This window comes from Idiomarina aquatica (genome assembly GCF_004362895.1).
Lineage (GTDB): Bacteria > Pseudomonadota > Gammaproteobacteria > Enterobacterales > Alteromonadaceae > Idiomarina.
In genome coordinates this window covers 26,999-43,955 of the sequence record NZ_SNXI01000020.1, presented here as the reverse complement: position 1 = coordinate 43,955, position 16,957 = coordinate 26,999, and the positions used below count along the sequence as shown (strand labels likewise).

General features: G+C 48.7%; 14 protein-coding genes and 1 tRNA gene. 8 read left to right on the top strand and 7 right to left on the bottom strand.

All coding sequences use genetic code 11. The features are described from left to right. The 7 genes from lspA to DEU29_RS14070 all read left to right on the top strand — a co-directional run. On the top strand, window positions 1-378 hold a 378-nt coding region (lspA, locus tag DEU29_RS11970; protein WP_133540590.1), incomplete at its 5' end, for a signal peptidase II. A 75-nt stretch (window positions 379-453) separates the two neighbouring features. Then, window positions 454-777, top strand: coding sequence for a hypothetical protein (locus tag DEU29_RS11965; protein ID WP_006955685.1), 324 nt, complete (start codon window positions 454-456; stop codon window positions 775-777). Between the two features lie 47 nt (window positions 778-824). Continuing rightward, complete coding sequence (locus tag DEU29_RS11960; protein ID WP_133540589.1) at window positions 825-2,072, top strand: TolC family protein; 1,248 nt, start codon at window positions 825-827, stop codon at window positions 2,070-2,072. Further along, entirely contained in the window at window positions 2,069-2,971 is a 903-nt protein-coding gene (locus DEU29_RS11955; RefSeq protein WP_133540588.1) for an efflux RND transporter periplasmic adaptor subunit, read from the top strand. The genes DEU29_RS11960 and DEU29_RS11955 overlap by 4 nt, the downstream gene beginning before the upstream one ends. Before the next feature lie 12 nt (window positions 2,972-2,983). Next, entirely contained in the window at window positions 2,984-6,115 is a 3,132-nt protein-coding gene (locus DEU29_RS11950; protein ID WP_133540587.1) for an efflux RND transporter permease subunit, read from the top strand. A gap of 222 nt (window positions 6,116-6,337) precedes the next feature. Then, window positions 6,338-6,787, top strand: a complete 450-nt coding sequence (locus tag DEU29_RS14075) for an ATP-binding protein (RefSeq protein WP_222842995.1) — start codon at window positions 6,338-6,340, stop codon at window positions 6,785-6,787. A gap of 104 nt (window positions 6,788-6,891) precedes the next feature. Then, entirely contained in the window at window positions 6,892-7,533 is a 642-nt protein-coding gene (locus DEU29_RS14070; protein ID WP_208107641.1) for an ATP-binding protein, read from the top strand. A gap of 106 nt (window positions 7,534-7,639) precedes the next feature. Here the strand turns inward: DEU29_RS14070 and DEU29_RS11940 are convergent. The 4 genes from DEU29_RS11940 to DEU29_RS11925 form a co-directional block, all read right to left on the bottom strand. Beyond that, window positions 7,640-7,715, bottom strand: a tRNA-Phe gene (locus tag DEU29_RS11940). 90 nt (window positions 7,716-7,805) lie between these two features. Next, on the bottom strand, window positions 7,806-9,716 hold the full coding sequence (speA, locus tag DEU29_RS11935; RefSeq protein ID WP_133540586.1) for a biosynthetic arginine decarboxylase: 1,911 nt from the start codon (window positions 9,714-9,716) through the stop codon (window positions 7,806-7,808). Then, entirely contained in the window at window positions 9,716-10,636 is a 921-nt protein-coding gene (speB, locus tag DEU29_RS11930; protein WP_133540585.1) for an agmatinase, read from the bottom strand. Before speB ends, speA begins: the two co-directional genes overlap by 1 nt. Before the next feature lie 22 nt (window positions 10,637-10,658). Further along, the gene (locus tag DEU29_RS11925; protein WP_133540584.1) at window positions 10,659-11,693 is read right to left on the bottom strand and encodes a 6-phosphofructokinase; all 1,035 of its coding nucleotides are present in this window, start codon (window positions 11,691-11,693) and stop codon (window positions 10,659-10,661) included. Between the two features lie 71 nt (window positions 11,694-11,764). Here DEU29_RS11925 and DEU29_RS11920 point away from each other — a divergent pair, with 71 nt between their 5' ends. Further along, on the top strand, window positions 11,765-12,832 hold the full coding sequence (locus DEU29_RS11920; RefSeq protein WP_133540583.1) for an Ldh family oxidoreductase: 1,068 nt from the start codon (window positions 11,765-11,767) through the stop codon (window positions 12,830-12,832). Here the strand turns inward: DEU29_RS11920 and pdxH are convergent. From pdxH to DEU29_RS11905, 3 genes are read right to left on the bottom strand one after another with little or no spacing between them, the layout of a single operon-like run. After that, a complete protein-coding gene (gene pdxH, locus DEU29_RS11915) occupies window positions 12,829-13,467 on the bottom strand; it encodes a pyridoxamine 5'-phosphate oxidase (RefSeq protein ID WP_133540582.1) in 639 nt (212 codons plus the stop codon). The two genes, DEU29_RS11920 and pdxH, sit on opposite strands and share 4 nt — an antisense overlap. A 20-nt stretch (window positions 13,468-13,487) precedes the next feature. Next, on the bottom strand, window positions 13,488-15,050 hold the full coding sequence (locus DEU29_RS11910; protein ID WP_133540581.1) for a response regulator: 1,563 nt from the start codon (window positions 15,048-15,050) through the stop codon (window positions 13,488-13,490). Between the two features lie 33 nt (window positions 15,051-15,083). Next, entirely contained in the window at window positions 15,084-16,769 is a 1,686-nt protein-coding gene (locus DEU29_RS11905) for an amidohydrolase (protein ID WP_133540580.1), read from the bottom strand. Window positions 16,770-16,957 lie beyond the last annotated feature (188 nt).

Sequence of the window (16,957 nt, the reverse complement as noted above, 5' to 3'; positions counted from 1 at the left end):
GTGACCCCGTTCTTTAACTGGGTGCACCTATGGAACACCGGTGCCGCATTCAGTCTTTTTGCGAATGGTGGAGGCTGGCAGCGCTACTTTTTTATTGGGGTTGCTCTGCTAATGTCTGTGGCTTTAACGAGGTTGATCTTTAATAAAGTAAGTAAACGGGATGGCATTAGCTACGGGCTGATTCTTGGGGGGGCGGTTGGGAACCTCATTGACCGACTGTTTCGTGGCTATGTTGTCGACTCCCTTCATCTAGGTTGGCAAACGTGGCAATTGCCAGTTTTTAATATTGCCGATATTGCAATTACCCTAGGAGTTATCCTATTACTGTTAAGCAACTTGCAGGTCTCAATGATACCGAATCTACCGGGTTCTAAGTAAATAGTAAGTATAATAATTAATATGGCCGAGCTTATTTTGGATGGATTAGGAATTTATATTGAGTGGGGTAATTGAATGAAAATATCTTGGTTTTTAATACTGACTGTGCTCATTCATAGCTCTTTTGCCTGTGCTCCTGTGGCTGGTACTTTCAGTCAGTCTTCAATAAAGAGTGCAGGAGTTGCGTATGACTTAGTCTTAGAAATTGAGCGTGAAAATCAAGACTTAAATAAATCAATATATGATAGTAAACAACAAACACAACCTCATATTAGTTGCATTACTGGTTATAACCTCTTAATTTCAGCCGTGCCTGTTATTTTGGCACCCAACTCAAACTCGGTAGGTTTTGACCAAAGCCTGACTCACCAACCCCCTGTACCTCCACCAAACGCGTAACCGTTAACTTAGACTTTTTAAAACCTATAAGTTAATGGAGAAGCAACATGAAGTATTTATACTTCGTGGCAGCCTTTTGCTTAGGTGCGCTAGTGCCTGTGGCGACGGCTGCGACGACAGATTTAAAGCTGAAAGAAGCGTTACAAAAAACGATCAAGAATAACCCTGAGTTACTGGAGTATGATTATAAAATACGAGCTGCAGGAGCACTGATAGAGCAGGCTGAGTTTTCAGCGAACCCAAGGGTATCTGCGGAAATAGAAAACTTTGCCGGCTCAGGACGGCTAGAAGGTATCAGTAACTCACAATTGACCGTATCCTTTTCTCAGCTCATAGAGTTAGGGGACAAACGGCAGTTACGAGTTAAAGCTGCAACCGAAAAAGAGAAAGCTCAGCGAGCAGAGTTTGAGTATCGTCAAATTGAGGTTTTGGCAGAAACCACACAGCGTTTCTATGACATTTTAAAACTTCAGCAAGTCGCGCATACCAGCGAGCGTCAAATTCAGCGAACTGAGCGACTGATAAAAGTGGCACAGGAGCGTGTAGAAGCTGGCGCGGTGCCTAAATCCGAGGTTATTCGCATTAAATTACAGTTAGAGCGCCAATACGCTTTCTCTGACGAGTTGAACGGTAAACTGAAAAAGCAACAAGCTGAACTGGCTTCAATGTGGGCAGGCGAGCTCAATTTTACGCGCGTCTCTGGAGACTTTACTTTTCCGCTAAGCCTCCCGGAAAAAGCCAACGTGTTATCGGCTGTTAATCGGGCGCCGGAGTATTTGCGTTTACTGGACTCTGAGCAACTTCTACAAGCGCAAGCCAGAGCGTTAGCAGCGGACTCAAAGTCGGATATTACCGTTGGTGTCGGGGCTCGCTACAATAATGAGTTCGATGATGTAGGTTTAATCGTCCAGGCATCGATGCCATTGCAGTTCACTGACCCTAACGTCGGTCGCATAAAACAAAGCCGATTACTGCATCAGTCTATCCTGGCGCAGCAAAAACAGGTTCGGCAGCAACTAAAATCACTGGCTTTATCGCTAGTGCACAGTTTGCAAACTCACCAAAGTTATCTGCAAAAGATAAATCAGCGACTGATGCCATTATCTGAGCAATTACTTGAAAAAACTCAACAGGGTTACGCACGCGGAACGCACTCTTTGTTGCAAGTGTTAGACGCGCAAACAGAGTTAGCAAAAATCGAGTATGAAAAAATCTCCCGTCAACATGCGATTTACAGCGACATCATCGAATTAGAGCGCATGACCGGACAGCCGTTTTTAGGAGTACAACAATGAAACTCAACACATTGATTACAATTATCTGCATTGCCAGTTTTTCACTGCCCGTATTGGCTTATGAGAAAAAACACGAAGAGCATGAAGCACCCCATACCAATTTAAGTGATGCAGCAATAGAAAACGCGAAATTAACGTTGGCAACAGCGAGCGCTCAAAGCATTCGAGTAAAGCAAACAATTTTCGGTGTAATAGCCCCCAATAATAACAATATTGTGCATATCGGAGCGAAGTACAAAGGTATTGTTACGTCACTAAAGGCCAATATCGGCGATGCCATAAAAGCCGGGCAAACTCTGGCTGTTGTTGAGAATGTTACGACAGGCACGGCATTTGAAGTCATCAGCCCAATTAGCGGAGAGGTAACTGCACGTTTTACCAATGTTGGTGAAGTGGTTGAGCAAAAGCCATTATTTGAAGTCCTGGATCCATCATCGGTCTGGGTAGAGCTTTCAGCGTTCCCGGAGAACATTGAGTCGTTAGAAGAAGAGCAAACGACCTATGTGTACGACTTGCATCATCATAAAACCGTCGAAGGAACTGTGTCTTATATCTCGCCACAAATGACTGGCGGACATATTGCACGCGCACTTATCGAGTTGCCCAATCAGTCGGGGCATTGGCGACCGGGAATGCACGTAAAAGCGGATGTCGTTACAGACAGCTTTAACGCGAGCTTGGCGATAAACAATGATGCTGTTCAACGTTTAGAAGATAACCCCGTTGTTTTTATTAAAGAGGGTAATCGTTTCGAAGCCAGGGAAGTTGAGTTAGGCCGAACTGACGGTGAATACACCGAGGTGTTATCGGGTATTGAGAATGGCGAAAGTTATGTCGTTGAAAACAGCTACTTGATAAAGGCTGACATTCTAAAACAAGGCGCAGGCCACAGCCATTAGGGAGAGTAAACAATGATAGATGCACTCATTCGCTTTGCTGTTGATCGTCGATGGCTGGTGCTTGCCGCAACCTTGTTAGTAGCAGCTGCGGGCGTTTATAGCACATTAAAGCTACCCATCGATGCTGTGCCGGATATTACCAATGTTCAGGTACAGATAAATTCAGAAGCGCCAGGCTATTCGCCATTAGAAACCGAACAACGTATTTCTTATCCGGTGGAAACCGCGATGGCAGGTTTACCAAAGCTGGACTACACCCGCTCGATCTCACGCTATGGGTTGTCGCAAGTTACCGTGGTGTTTGAAGAGGGCACCGATATTTACTGGGCTAGACAGCAAATCAGTGAGCGATTGCAAAAGGTAAGGGGAGAAGTACCCGACGGTATCGAGCCGACGATGGGGCCAATAGCCTCCGGCCTTGGTGAAATTGTTAATTATGTAGTACGCGCGAAAGAGGGGGCTACCAATGCCGATGGCGAGGCGTATACGCCCGAGCAGTTGCGTACCATCCAGGATTGGATCATTAAGCCGCAACTGGTCAAGGTGCCCGGTGTTACCGAGATTAATAGTGTGGGGGGTTATGAAAAGCAATACCAGGTGGCTCCCATCCCCGGTCGTATGCTGGCCTATAAAGTGACCATGCAGGACCTTTTGGCAGCATTGGATCTTAACAATAGAAACGCTGGTGCCGGTTATATCGAGAAAAATGGTGAGCAATGGTTGGTGCGTTCGCCTGGACAGCTTAAGACACTTGACGATATTCGTGATGTGGTCGTGACAAAACGTGATGATGCACCGGTGCGCGTGAGTGACGTGGCTGAGGTCAAACTGGGAGAACAATTACGCACTGGCGCTTCAACCTCGGGCGAGAGCGAGGTGGTATTGGGCACGGCCATGATGCTTATTGGCGAAAACAGTCGCATCGTTGCACAGAATGTCGCCAATAAAATTGAGGAGGTGCAACGAAGCTTGCCAGACGGGGTGGTGATTGAAACGGTGTATAACCGTACTTCTCTCGTTGATAAAACTATTGCAACGGTCGAGAAAAACCTGTTTGAAGGTGCGGTGCTGGTTATTGTGGTGCTTTTCATTCTGCTTGGAAATGTCCGTGCAGCACTGATTACGGCGTGCGTTATTCCCTTGAGTATGCTGTTTGCGGTAAGCGGCATGGTCGCCAACAAGGTGTCTGGTAATTTAATGAGCCTGGGCGCAATTGATTTTGGTATTATCGTCGATGGTGCGGTCATTGTGGTTGAAAACGCTTTGCGACGGCTTGGAATTGCACAGCAACGCTTAGGCCGGGTACTTACCACTAAAGAGCGCTTAATTGAAGTAACCCATAGTACTCGTGAGGTATTTAACCCTGCGGTATTTGGTGTGCTTATCATTATGCTGGTGTACTTGCCCATATTTGCGTTAAGTGGTGTTGAAGGCAAAATGTTTCATCCCATGGCGTTTACTGTCGTAGCCGCGCTTTTAGGGGCTCTGATTTTCAGCGTTACCTTTGTACCCGCTGCTATTGCAATATTTGTCCGTGGCAATATTAAGCACGGTGAAAACCGAATAATGCGAGCCGCCCGCAAAGTGTATCAGCCGGTTTTACGGCAAACACTGAAGCTTCCAGTTGTCATTATTTTGCTTGGCTTTGGGCTGTTTGCGGTATCAATGTTTCAGGCGAGTCGCATGGGAACTGAGTTTTTGCCACAGCTTGATGAAGGCGATATTGCCATGCAAGCCTTGCGCATTCCGGGGACTGGCTTGCAGCAGTCTATAGCAATGCAAAAAGATGTCGAGTCTGTGGTGTCACGCTTTGACGAAGTTAAACTGGTATTCTCAAAAATTGGTACCCCGGATGTTGCGACCGACCCTATGCCACCGAGCGTCGCTGATACCATTATTATTTTAAAGGAGCGTGAGGACTGGCTAAACCCAGAAAAAACCAAAGAGCAACTGGTTGCTGAAATACGAACTGCTGTGCAAGAGCTTCCCGGTAATAAGTACGAGTTCACTCAACCGATTGAAATGCGGTTTAACGAACTTATTGCAGGCGTTCGAGCTGACTTGGGGGTTCGTATTTATGGCGATGACTTGCAAACGCTTAAACGGTTAGGCGACTCAGCCGCGGTAGTCATTCGCACCGTTGATGGCGCTGCTGATGTTCGGGTTGAACAAATGACCGGTTTATCGACACTCTCAGTGATACCTAAGCGTGATCATTTAGCGTTATTAGGCCTAACAGTGGCTGATGTGCAACGGGCAGTTCAAGCAGCGGTTGGCGGCGTTCAGTCAGGGATTATTTACGAGGGGGATAAACGCTTCAAACTCATGGTACGTCTCGACAAAGAATGGCGTAAGAGTATTGAGCAGCTTAAATCACTGCCGATAGACGTCTCAGCTAGTAACCCAGAGCTAAGCTATGTGCCGTTAGGCGAGGTCGCCGAATTAAGCTTGAATAGCGGACCAAACCAAATCAATCGGGAAAGCAGCAAACGCAATGTTATTGTGAGTGCGAATGTTGAAGATCGTGATTTGGGCTCTTTTGTGGCAGATGTTCAGGATGCGCTAACGACTGACGTTGATTTGCCAGCAGGTTATTGGGTTAACTACGACGGTACCTTTGAACAGCTGCAATCAGCTTCCCAACGGTTGAGTTTGGTTGTGCCATTAGCGCTGCTATTAATTATTGGCCTGCTATACAGTGCGTTTAATTCGCTGAGCAGTGCACTCGTCATATTCACAGGCGTTCCCTTAGGGCTGACCGGCGGGATATTCGCATTAGCGCTGCGTGATATGCCGCTATCAATTTCCGCTGCAGTCGGCTTCATTGCACTGTCGGGCGTGGCGGTTTTGAACGGCGTGGTCATGCTGACATTCATACGGCAACTGCTGCGCGACGGACTGCCGTTGAAAGATGCGGTGTTTGAAGGCGCGCAACAACGGTTAAGACCTGTACTGATGACTGCTCTTGTAGCTAGCCTGGGCTTTGTCCCTATGGCATTTAATACCGGTGTCGGCGCTGAGGTACAGCGACCACTGGCTACTGTGGTAATCGGCGGCATTGTCTCGTCGACATTATTGACTTTGGTGGTGCTGCCAGCGTTGTACTACACAGTGCAGCGCTTTAAGAGACCCCGTGTAGAATAAGTTGAAAATTTAAGCACGCTCTTTATTGGGCGTGCTTGTTAATTTTTACATTGGTAGAGATTTGATTGGCACGCATCGGATACGTGCAAAAAAACCGCATAAAGTGCAGGGCTTTTTCTGAATAGTGGTGCGGAGGCGGAATCGAACCACCGACACGAGGATTTTCAAATAGGCAAGTAGCCGCACTTATAATAGTCAAATAGACGCTGTCAAAACCGGTATTTGGTCGACACACCCGTCGTCTGTGTGTTAGGACCGCGCCAGGTGGGGAAGTCGACTTTATGCCATCAGGTCGCGTCGGATCGTCACTACTTGACGTTTGACGACCATGCCATCCTAACAGCTGCTCAACAAGACCCAACCGGCTTTATTCAAAGCCTGCCAGAACAGGTAACGCTTGATGAAATTCAAAGGGTGCCGGAATTGATACTGGCGATAAAAGCTGAAGTCGATCGCAACCGACAACCAGGGAGGTTTCTTCTCACTGGCTCTGCGAACCTATTGCTACTACCTAAGGTGAAAGAGTCGCTAGCAGGCCGTGTGGAGATCTTACATTTACACCCACTGGCCGAATTAGAGAAAGAGCAAAACAAGCCCGCCTTTTTAGAGGCATTGTTCAGTGGCAAACTCAAGCCCAGAATCACTCAAGCTCAGCAGGAACTCTTGGGGTAGCAGAGCGTGTATGTCAGGGCGGTTACCCAGAACCGTTAACTCGCTCTGCTTCACGAGCACGGCAATGGTACCGGCAATACCTGCAAACTATTATTCAGAACGATGTGAAAGACATTGCCAATATACGCGACGAGGACGAGCTACTGCGCTTAGCCGAATTGCTAGCTTTACGTACAGGTAATTTACTTAATACCAGCAGCATCGCAACTGATCTTAAAATGCGTCGCGAAACGGCTGAAAAATACATTAGTATATTGGAGCATTTGTTCTTGGTTTATCGCTTACCTGCATGGCATAGCAATCAAGCCAAACGGTTGGTAAAAGCCCCCAAACTGCATTTAATTGATAGTGGCTTGGCCGCCTTTATGAATAATTTAAAACCTGCCGAATGGCATGATTATTCTTCCGACTTTGGCCCATTGCTGGAAAGCTTTACCATTCAACAAATTCGCACTCAAGCGGAATGGTTAGAGGAGCCTATTCGACTCAGCCATTACCGAGATAAAGACAAGATCGAAGTCGACTTGGTGCTTGAACAAGGCCGCGATATTTATGGCATTGAAGTAAAAAAAGCAGCCAGCATTCAAGCCAAAGATGGTGAAGGACTAAAACGGTTGGCTGCGCAAGCCGGTAAAAGCTTTAAAGGGGGCGTATTGCTCTATTGCGGCAATAACGCACTGCCACTAAAGACTGAAAACTGCATCGCGGCTCCAATGACGTGGCTTTGGCAAAACGATTTTTTATGAGGGTAGAGGTAATGCCAAGTTACTGAACTGTGTGACTAAGTGTGTTACATCCGATGTTCAGAAACTAAAAAAGCCCCGCACAAAGTGCAGGGCTTTTTCTGAATAGTGGTGCCCGGAGGCGGAATCGAACCACCGACACGAGGATTTTCAATCCTCTGCTCTACCGACTGAGCTATCCGGGCGACGAGGCGTATTAAACGTTTTTTTGCGTTCCGAGTCAACCGCTTTTCTAAGGTTTTTTACTGTTTGCTCAGTAAATCACCACTTTGCGGTTAATCGACGCTCAAATAGGTACTACCTGCCAAACATTTCTCGTAAAAGTTGGTCCAGCGCACGCCTTCGCGCGGTGCCAGGCTGCCTTTACGAACTTGGCGATCAATTTGTTTCTTTATCGTTTTAGCCATCGATTCGGTGTTGTATTGCATGGTTGTCAGCACTTTTTCTGCCGATGTGCCCGGAACAACTTCTTCGATGTAGAAGTCTCCCGGTTCGTCGTCATGGCAATAGACGTGTACTTCGGTTAAGCGGCCGAATAAATTGTGCATATCCCCCATCACGTCCTGATAGGCGCCGGTCAAAAACATACCCACATGATAGTCTTCGCCTTTGCGCAGCGCGTGCATAGGAATATTATCGCTAATTTCGGTGCCTTCAATGTATTTGCTGAGCTTGCCGTCGCTGTCACAGGTAATGTCGGCAATAGAACAACGCACCTCGGGTTGCTCGTCCAGTCGTGAAATCGGCACGATAGGTAGCACCTGCCCAATGGCCCAGGTATCCGCCGCTGATTGGAATATCGAGAAGTTACACAGGTACTGGCTGGCGAGCATGTCCTCCAGCTCTTCCAGCTCCTGAATAAATTGATTCTCTTCGTCCAGCGACTGGTGGATTTCGGTCAAAATGCGCCAGTACATGGTATCCAGTTTAGCCATTTCCGGTAATGACAAAATGCCCAGTTTAAATGCCTCATAGGCGTTTTGCTTATAACCGGCGGCGTCATTGTAGCGCTCCTGCGGATGGTACTGATCGCCCGACTGATAAAGCTCGCGCATGTTTTTGACCAAAATGTGCTCGTCATCGCTGGCACTGACATCAAACTCGGTACCGGCGGGCTTAATTTCACCGACGATGTTGGTTACCACACAGCTATGGTGTGCTGTCATGGCACGACCGCTTTCGCTGACAATATTCGGGTGTGCGACTTTCTCTAAATCACAAATTTGCTTAACGCCCCATACCACGTCGGCAACATATTCTTCGGTCGAGTAGTTACGTGACGAATCGGTGGTAGAACTAGTGCCGTCATAATCGATGCCCAGGCCGCCGCCAATATCAAGGTATTCCAGCGGCACGCCTTCTTGTACTAACTTAGCGTACAGACGCGCACCTTCGGTTACCGCCTCTTTGATTTTACGAATATCAGAGAGCTGGCTACCGATATGAAAATGCAGTAGCTTCGCGCAATGCAGCATGTCTTCGTCACGCAGGCGCTGCACAACGTTAAGAATTTCGGCAATACTTAAGCCAAATTTTGCCCGATCGCCACTCGAACCTGCCCACTTACCGGAGCTACGCACCATCATCTTCGATCGCAAGCCGATCATTGGCTCTACGCCCAGCTTCTTAGCCAGCGGAATGAGCATTTCCAGCTCCGAGTATTTCTCGATAACGATGATTATTTTGCGACGCAATTGACGTCCTAACAATGCCAGTGTCAGGTAATCTTTGTCTTTGTAACCATTTAAAATGGTCAGTGCGTTGGGGTTATCGTTGTACGCCAAAACAGCCATCAATTCCGGCTTGGAGCCGGCTTCGAGGCCATAGTCGTAGGGTTCGCCGGCGTCCATGATCTCTTCGACCACTTCGCGCATTTGGTTAACTTTGATCGGGAACACGCCGCAGTACTTGCCATGGTAGTCTGCATCGCTAATGACCTGGGCAAAGGTCTCGTTAATAATCTCCACTTGTGAGCGCAGAATATCGTGAAAACGAATAACTGCCGGAAACTCTATCCCCTCGGCTTTTATTTCGTCGACCACGTCATTCATATCAATGGTGATATCGGGGTAGCGGTGGTTAGGCGCAATTTTAATGTTACCGTTGTCGCCGATCGAAAAATAACCAGCGCCCCAACGGTTAACCCCGTAAAGTTCTTCAGCGTGTTCGATTGTCCAATCTGACATTAAGCCTTTGCTCCTGACTGCTCTAGCGTCAATAAAATTTCGCGTACGATTTTAGCGGCAAACACATCGGAATTACCGGTGGGATCAATTTTGGGCGATAGCTCGACCACGTCCGCGCCAACGAAGTTCTTATCACGCAGTATTTTCATCAAACTAACAAACGAGTGGAAGTCTTCACCGCCGGGCTCGGGTGTTCCCGTGCCGGGCAAAAATGACGGGTCAAAATAATCTAAGTCGAGCGTTAAATAGATCGGTCGCTCGCAGGCGATTGCGCGCACGCTGTCTAAAAACTCCTGCCGTGACTGACGGATGGTGCCGTGTTGCTTCATCCATTGATATTCGTCGCGGGTGCCTGAGCGAATGCCATACTGAATTAATTGATGGTCGTCACCAAAATGGTCGTAGGCGCGGCGAATAATCGACGCATGCGAATAATGATAGCCTAAAAAGCCGTCGCGCAGGTCGGCATGCGCATCCAGGTGCAGTAACACGAGATCAGGGAATTCATTTAAATGCTTAACGATAGGCGCATACGAAATCGAGTGCTCGCCGCCCAGGGTTAAAATTTTGGTTTTTGTGCCGTTAAGCGCCAACGGTTCAAAAATCGCATTAAAATCGCCAACGGCATGGTGCCACTGTGCTTCAACGTCTTCATCGAAGCCGAGGCGCAGGTTGCCAAGGTCAAAAAATTCATAGTCTTCCAGGTCGGCGTCTAAATAGGGCGAGTAAGATTCTATGTCTTCAGAGACGGCGCGCAGGCCATCGGGACCTTCTTTGGTGCCTTTACGAAAGCAGGCAGTTCCATCAAAGCCGAAGCCGATGATATGGGTATTGCCCGGGCGAATTGTAAACGAACGTTCGGCGCCAAAAAATGGTCGACTGGGATCGTTAGTCGGAACCGGTAATGGGATCTGAGACATATACTCACTCACCTCAAAGTTATTACTGTACTGCCTTATGGCGCTCTTTTTTGACCGGGTTAAACAGTTTTGTCTGAATATCGATCAATTCCTGGCTTAATTGCTTGCGTTGCATCCAGGTATCCTGCAACGGTGTTGTGCATAATTCATTGCGCGATATACCGGCCATTACGCCAGTTTCGCCGCTACGGATTAACTCCACCGCGTGTACGCCCAGCCGAGTGGCCAGGATACGATCCATGGCAGTGGGGCGACCGCCCCGTTGTACGTGACCTAGCAGGCAAGGACGGCAAGGGAAGTTTAACCGATCTTCTAATTGCTCTGCCAGACGTACAGCACCGCCGGGCCATTGATTTTCGCATAGCACCATGACGTAACTTGAATCACCGCGAACCCGGTGCACGCCCTCGATGTGCTTAACCAAAGCGTCGACGGTCAATGGTTTATCTTTTTGCAGTTCCGGCAGGATCATACGTTCCGAGCCACAAGCCATGGCGCTGCTGATGCCTATGTAACCGGCGTTACGGCCCATAACCTCTACGATAAAGACGCGGTCCATGGCCTCGGCGGTGTCACGGATCTTATCCAGCGCATCCATCGCGGTTTCTACGGCGGTGTCGTAGCCGATGGTATTGTCGGTGCCATACAAGTCGTTATCAATAGTGCCGGGGACGCCAATAATAGGGCCTTGCCAAAATTTAGCAAGATGATCGGCACCGCGAAATGAACCGTCGCCACCAATAACGATAAAGCCGTCAATTTGATGCGCATCAAGGTTCTCAGCCGCTTCACGGCCGCCATCGTCGGTTTTAAAACGCTCGCTACGGGCACTTTTAATGATGGTGCCCGAATATTGCAAGATATGCTCCACGCTCTCGCGGCCTAATTTAATGTAGTCGTTGGTCAGCACTCCCTCGTAACCATGGCGAAAACCAACCACTTCAATTCCATAATTTTCGGCTGTTAATACCACGGCGCGAACAGCGGCATTCATGCCAGGTGCGTCACCACCACTGGTGATAACGGCAATACGATTAATAGCGTCAGAAGATGACACGATCTCTACTCCTTGATACTGTCTTAGTGATAGCTTACCTATAGAGCCATGGCATACCAAGAGGAAATTTGATGTCGACTGAAGTTACTCGCTTTGATTATCAGCAAATGCTGCAATGGGCCGACGACTGCTTGCAACAATCGGGCGCTTCGGGTGAGATTGCACGCAATGTCGCTTTTTATTTATTAGAGGGTGATTTACTGGGCTATTCCACTCATGGGTTGATTCGGTTGCTGAATAATTGTCAGTGGCTGCAACGCGGTGACAGCTTAAGCAAGGGCCAGCCACTGACGTTAAGCGAGCGCGCCGCGGTAGCGCATTGGGACGCACAGCATTTGCCCGGGCCTTACGTGGTGCCGCAGGCAATAGAAGCCGCGGTGACTATGGCCAAAAATGCCGGCACGGGTACTATTGTGATACGTCGCAGTCAGCACATTGCGGCATTAGCGTCTTATTTAAGTCTGGCGACAGAGCAGGGCATGGTTGTCAGTTTGATGTGTTCGACTCCCGGACAGCGGGCCGTCGCACCGTTTGGCAGTAAACAAGCGGTGTTTTCGCCCAATCCGTTTGCGGTGGGCGTGCCGAGTTCTACGACACCGCTGTTATTAGATATGAGTTTTTCGATGACGGCTGCGGGCAAAGTTCGCCAGGCAAAGGCTAATGGCGAGAAGCTACCCTACCAAGCGTTGGTGACAGCGGATGGCGAATGGACTGACGATCCGGCCACGTTTTTTGCCGAACCTGCTAGTGCTATTGCGCCGTTGGGTGGCGAAAAATTAGGTTATAAAGGCTATGGGCTGACGCTTTACAGCGAGATCTTAACGATGGCGCTGAGTCAGTATGGTCGTCGGCAGGGCAGCGATGACGGTGATGCCAACTCGGTTTGGGTGCAGGTTATTGACCCCAGTGCTTTTGGTGAGCAAAAAGCCTTTATTGAGCAGGTAGACGATTTGATTAACGATTGTCGCGGGGCGGCGCCGATCAGCGCGCAACAACCGGTGCGTATTCCTGGTGAACGTGGCTTAGGATTAAAACAACAGCAATTAAAATCAGGGCTTGAATATAGCGACGCAACCTTAAAAGTATTGCGCCGCTGCAGCGAATTTACCGGTGTGGCAATGCCGGGGTCAAAAGCCTAAGGCTGTAGACGCTGTATTTGCCAACTACCGCCGACCGGCTTATAGATAAATCGGTCGTGCAGACGGTTGCGGCCGCCTTGCCAAAACTCGAATAAGCTGGGCTTAATCAAATAACCACCCCAGTGTTGCGGACGCGGCACTGGCTGGTCTTTGTATTGCTCCATCAATTGCTCAAACTGCTGGTCTAAGCTGTCGCGTGAGTCGATCGGTTGGCTTTGTTGCGACACCAGCGCGCCAATTTGGCTGCTTTTAGGGCGAGAGTGAAAATAACGATCGTTTTGCTCGTCCGATAAGGGTTCGACATGACCCTGAATATGCACCTGGCGCTCTAGCGGTAACCACGAAAAATGTGCCGAAATATGCGGGTTTAACGCCAGATCACGGCTTTTGTTAGAGTTTTTATTGGTGTAAAAACGCAAGCCATTCTCGTCGTGGCCTTTTAACAGCACCACGCGTTGGCTGGCGCAGCCGCCACCATCAACGGTTGCGATGGTCATTGCCGTGGGATCAGCGCTAAGCTCCGCCTCAATGGCCTGTTGCAGCCATAACTCGAATTGCTGGTGAGGGTTCTGCTTTAGTTGTTCCTGCAGCAATTGACCCAGTCCATAATCACGACGAATCTGTTCAAGATCCATGGTGTACCTCTTAGTAGCAGTTAGCGTTTATCAGGATAACGCTGACGAATTTTCTCAATAGCGTCCAGGTTGTCCAGCATTAGCCCGACCAGTTCGGGGTCAAAAAATTTACCGCTGTGCTGCAATAAATAATCCGCAGCCGATTCCATACACTGTGCTTCGCGGTAACTTCGGTCCGTGCGAATGGCGTCGTATTGGCTGGTAATGGCCAGAATACGTGCATTAATATTAATATCTTGTCCGCGTTTTTGCGACGGAAAGCCAGTGCCATCCCAGCGCTCATGAATATCCTGGGCAACCTGTGCAGCTATATGGGCAATCTCAGTGTCCGTCTGGCTAAGATAATCGTGGCCCTTAATCACTTTTTGCATGATCTCTTCGTAATCATGAATAGTCAGCGCATCGGCTCGCTGAGCTAACTCCATTTGAACCGATACTTTGCCGATATCATAGACAGAAGATGCCAGCTTTAACTTCTCTGCATCATCAATGGTGGCGCCGGTTAATATCGCCAACTGACCAGCCATTTCGGCTGACCGTTTAACGTGATGACTAATATGCTCAACCGAGTGTTTGTCGATGGCTTCACCGACGGAGTACAGCAACTCGCGTTGCTGTGCGCGTTCGATATCACGGCTGTGTAAATTATCGATAGCGATGGAGCTATTATTAACAAATAGGCCGAGCAGGTTTTGATCTAACTCAGAGAGTTCGCGAACACCTTTAATAAACAGCAGGTACTGACGCTCACCTTTGGTTTTGTAAAGCCCGTAATAGTTATTGTGGTGAATGCGAAACTCGACATGGTTGCTACTGTCCTGCAATTGTTGCACTAAGTGCCAGTCTATATCTTCTTCCACCGACTGGCCGATGGCGCGCTCGTAGTCACCGGTACCGCCAATTATTTCGAACAGGCTGCCACTTTCAGTTGCTGCCGTCAGGCCTTCTGTTTTGCTACTCTCGGCACGGCAATACATGGCGTCATCGGAGTGCGTGATTAAGGCAACCAGTTGTTCAAGAATGCCCTGACATAAGCCATGCATTGACTGCGCACTGAATACTTCGGCGGAGGCATTAATGACTTTTTCTAAACCACGTTTATTGCGTTCTATCGCATTTAAATCCCGAAACGCGCGCAGGCAGGAGTACATCAGGGTGACCAGCTTGCGGTAAGTTAGCTCGGTTTTCTCTTTGTAATCATCAATATCGTAGCGCGCAATGACATCTTCTTCAGGCGCTTGTCCGGGCTGCCCGGTGCGTAGCACGATGCGGATCAATTTGTTTTTTAAATCCTGGCGGATCCAGCGTGCCACTTCGAGTCCGGCGTGATCGGTTTCCATCACCACGTCGAGCAGGGTCATGGCAATATCATCGCGGTCACGCAAAAAAGCCTTGGCTTCGCTACCGGAGTAGACCGAGTTAAATTGCAGCCGGCGACCGTCCAGTTTAAAGTCGCTCAGCGCCATTTTAGTGATAGTGTGAATTTCCTCATCGTCATCGACGATGAGGATTTGAAAGGGCTCTTCGTCTTCCGTGACCTCAACTTCTGGTTCGTCTTCAGAAAACAGAAAGTCGTCATTCATGGCTGTTTATCTCCGTCAGCGTTTATCACATCGTTATTTAGTGTAGACGTTGTTGCCACCAATATACGTCTGTTCGACCTCTATTTTCCACAAATCGCTGCTATCAATAGCAAAAGGGTCGCGGTCGACAATAATAAAGTCAGCCCATTTACCGGGCTCTAACGAACCTAAATCCTGCTCTTGCCATGCCGCATAGGCTGCATCGATAGTAAAGGCACGTAATGCTTGCTCGGTTGACATGGCCTCTTCCGAATACCAGCCGCCCTGGGGCTGATTTTGACGATCCTGGCGTGTGACTGCGGCGTGCAAACCATAAAACGGATTGGCAAGTTCGACCGGGAAGTCGGAGCCTGCCGCAATCATGGTGCCCTGGTCCAGCAGTGTTTGCCAGGCATAAGCGCCTTGCATACGGTCTTTGCCGAGCCGGTCTTCTGCCATATTTTTGTCACTGGTAGCATGGGTCGGCTGCATCGAGGCAATGATATTGAGCTCTTTAAAGCGCTTTAGGTCGTCCGGGTGCACAACTTGTGAGTGTTCGATACGGTTACGCAAGTTTCTGCCGCCAATACTGGCAAATTTGTCTTCAAATGCATCCAGTGCTATCCGGTTAGCCCGGTCACCAATGGCATGCGTATTGATCTGAAAGCCGTGCGGAATAATTAGCTCATAAAGGGCGTCGATATTTTCCGGCGAGGTAACCAGTAAACCATGATTGTCATGATCATCACTATAGGGTTCGATCAGTGCTGCACCACGACTGCCCAATGCCCCGTCGGCATAGATTTTTACGCTGCGAATGGTCAATTTGTCGTCGTTGGTGGTAAACGGACCTTCGGCCAGTAGCTGTGGTAACTGTGGTTCTGTTGCCGCTATCATGGCGTAAATACGCAACGGCAGTTGGCCCTGGTGTTGTAAGCCTTTGTATATAGAGAGGTCGGTCGCGGGTACTCCTGCATCGTGCACACTGGTAATGCCGAGAGCAAGCAGGTGGTCGAAAGCCAGCTTAAATGCTTGCCGTTTATCTTCTGCACTGGGTTCAGGAATAATGTTTTCCACTAATCCCATGGCGTTGTCGATTAATATCCCGGTTGGATTGCCTTGTGCATCTTTGACGATTTCACCGCCGTCAGGCGCTACCGTGCCAGCGTCAATACCGGCCATTTGCAATGCTTTTTGGTTAGCCCAGCCGGCATGACCGTCAACTCGGGTAAGATAAACGGGGCGGTCATTGACGACTTCGTCAAGTTGACTGGCGTTGGGGAATTCACGACTTGGCCATTGCTCCTGGTTCCATCCGCGTCCGGTAATCCAGGATAAATTCGGCTGCTGTTTAGCGTAGTCGCCGACCAGGCCGACTGCATCATTAACCGAATCAGCATCGCGCAAATCGACCTGCAACAAACTCATCCCTAAGCCCAGCACGTGACCGTGGGCATCAGTCAACCCCGGCAATACGGTTTTGCCGTTTAGGTCGACTTGCTCAAAATCAGGGTATTTGTCGGCTAGCTCGTGGCCTCCCATCGCTAATACCCGGCCATTCTGTACAACCAGTGTATTAAACTGAGTTAGCACCGCATCTTGACCGGCCGGACTGGTAAGCGTGTAGCCATTGGCATCGGTATAAACCGTTTGTGCCAGGACTGACGTACTAGAGAAAGATAACAACGCACCGATAAACGCAAACGCTGTAACTTTTGACGGTATTAGTTTTGTTAGCATACGAACCTCTGCATGATAGTTTTGCAGTCACTATAAAACGGATAAGCCTAAATTAATATCCAGAGATGTTATTACAAGTTGTTATTTTTTTTAACGTTTACAGTGAATTTGTTCGATTTATTGGTCTTGATACTTGCTCAAAAAGCGAATTAAGGTATGCTAAAAGTTAGACTGGCTGTCGCAAGATT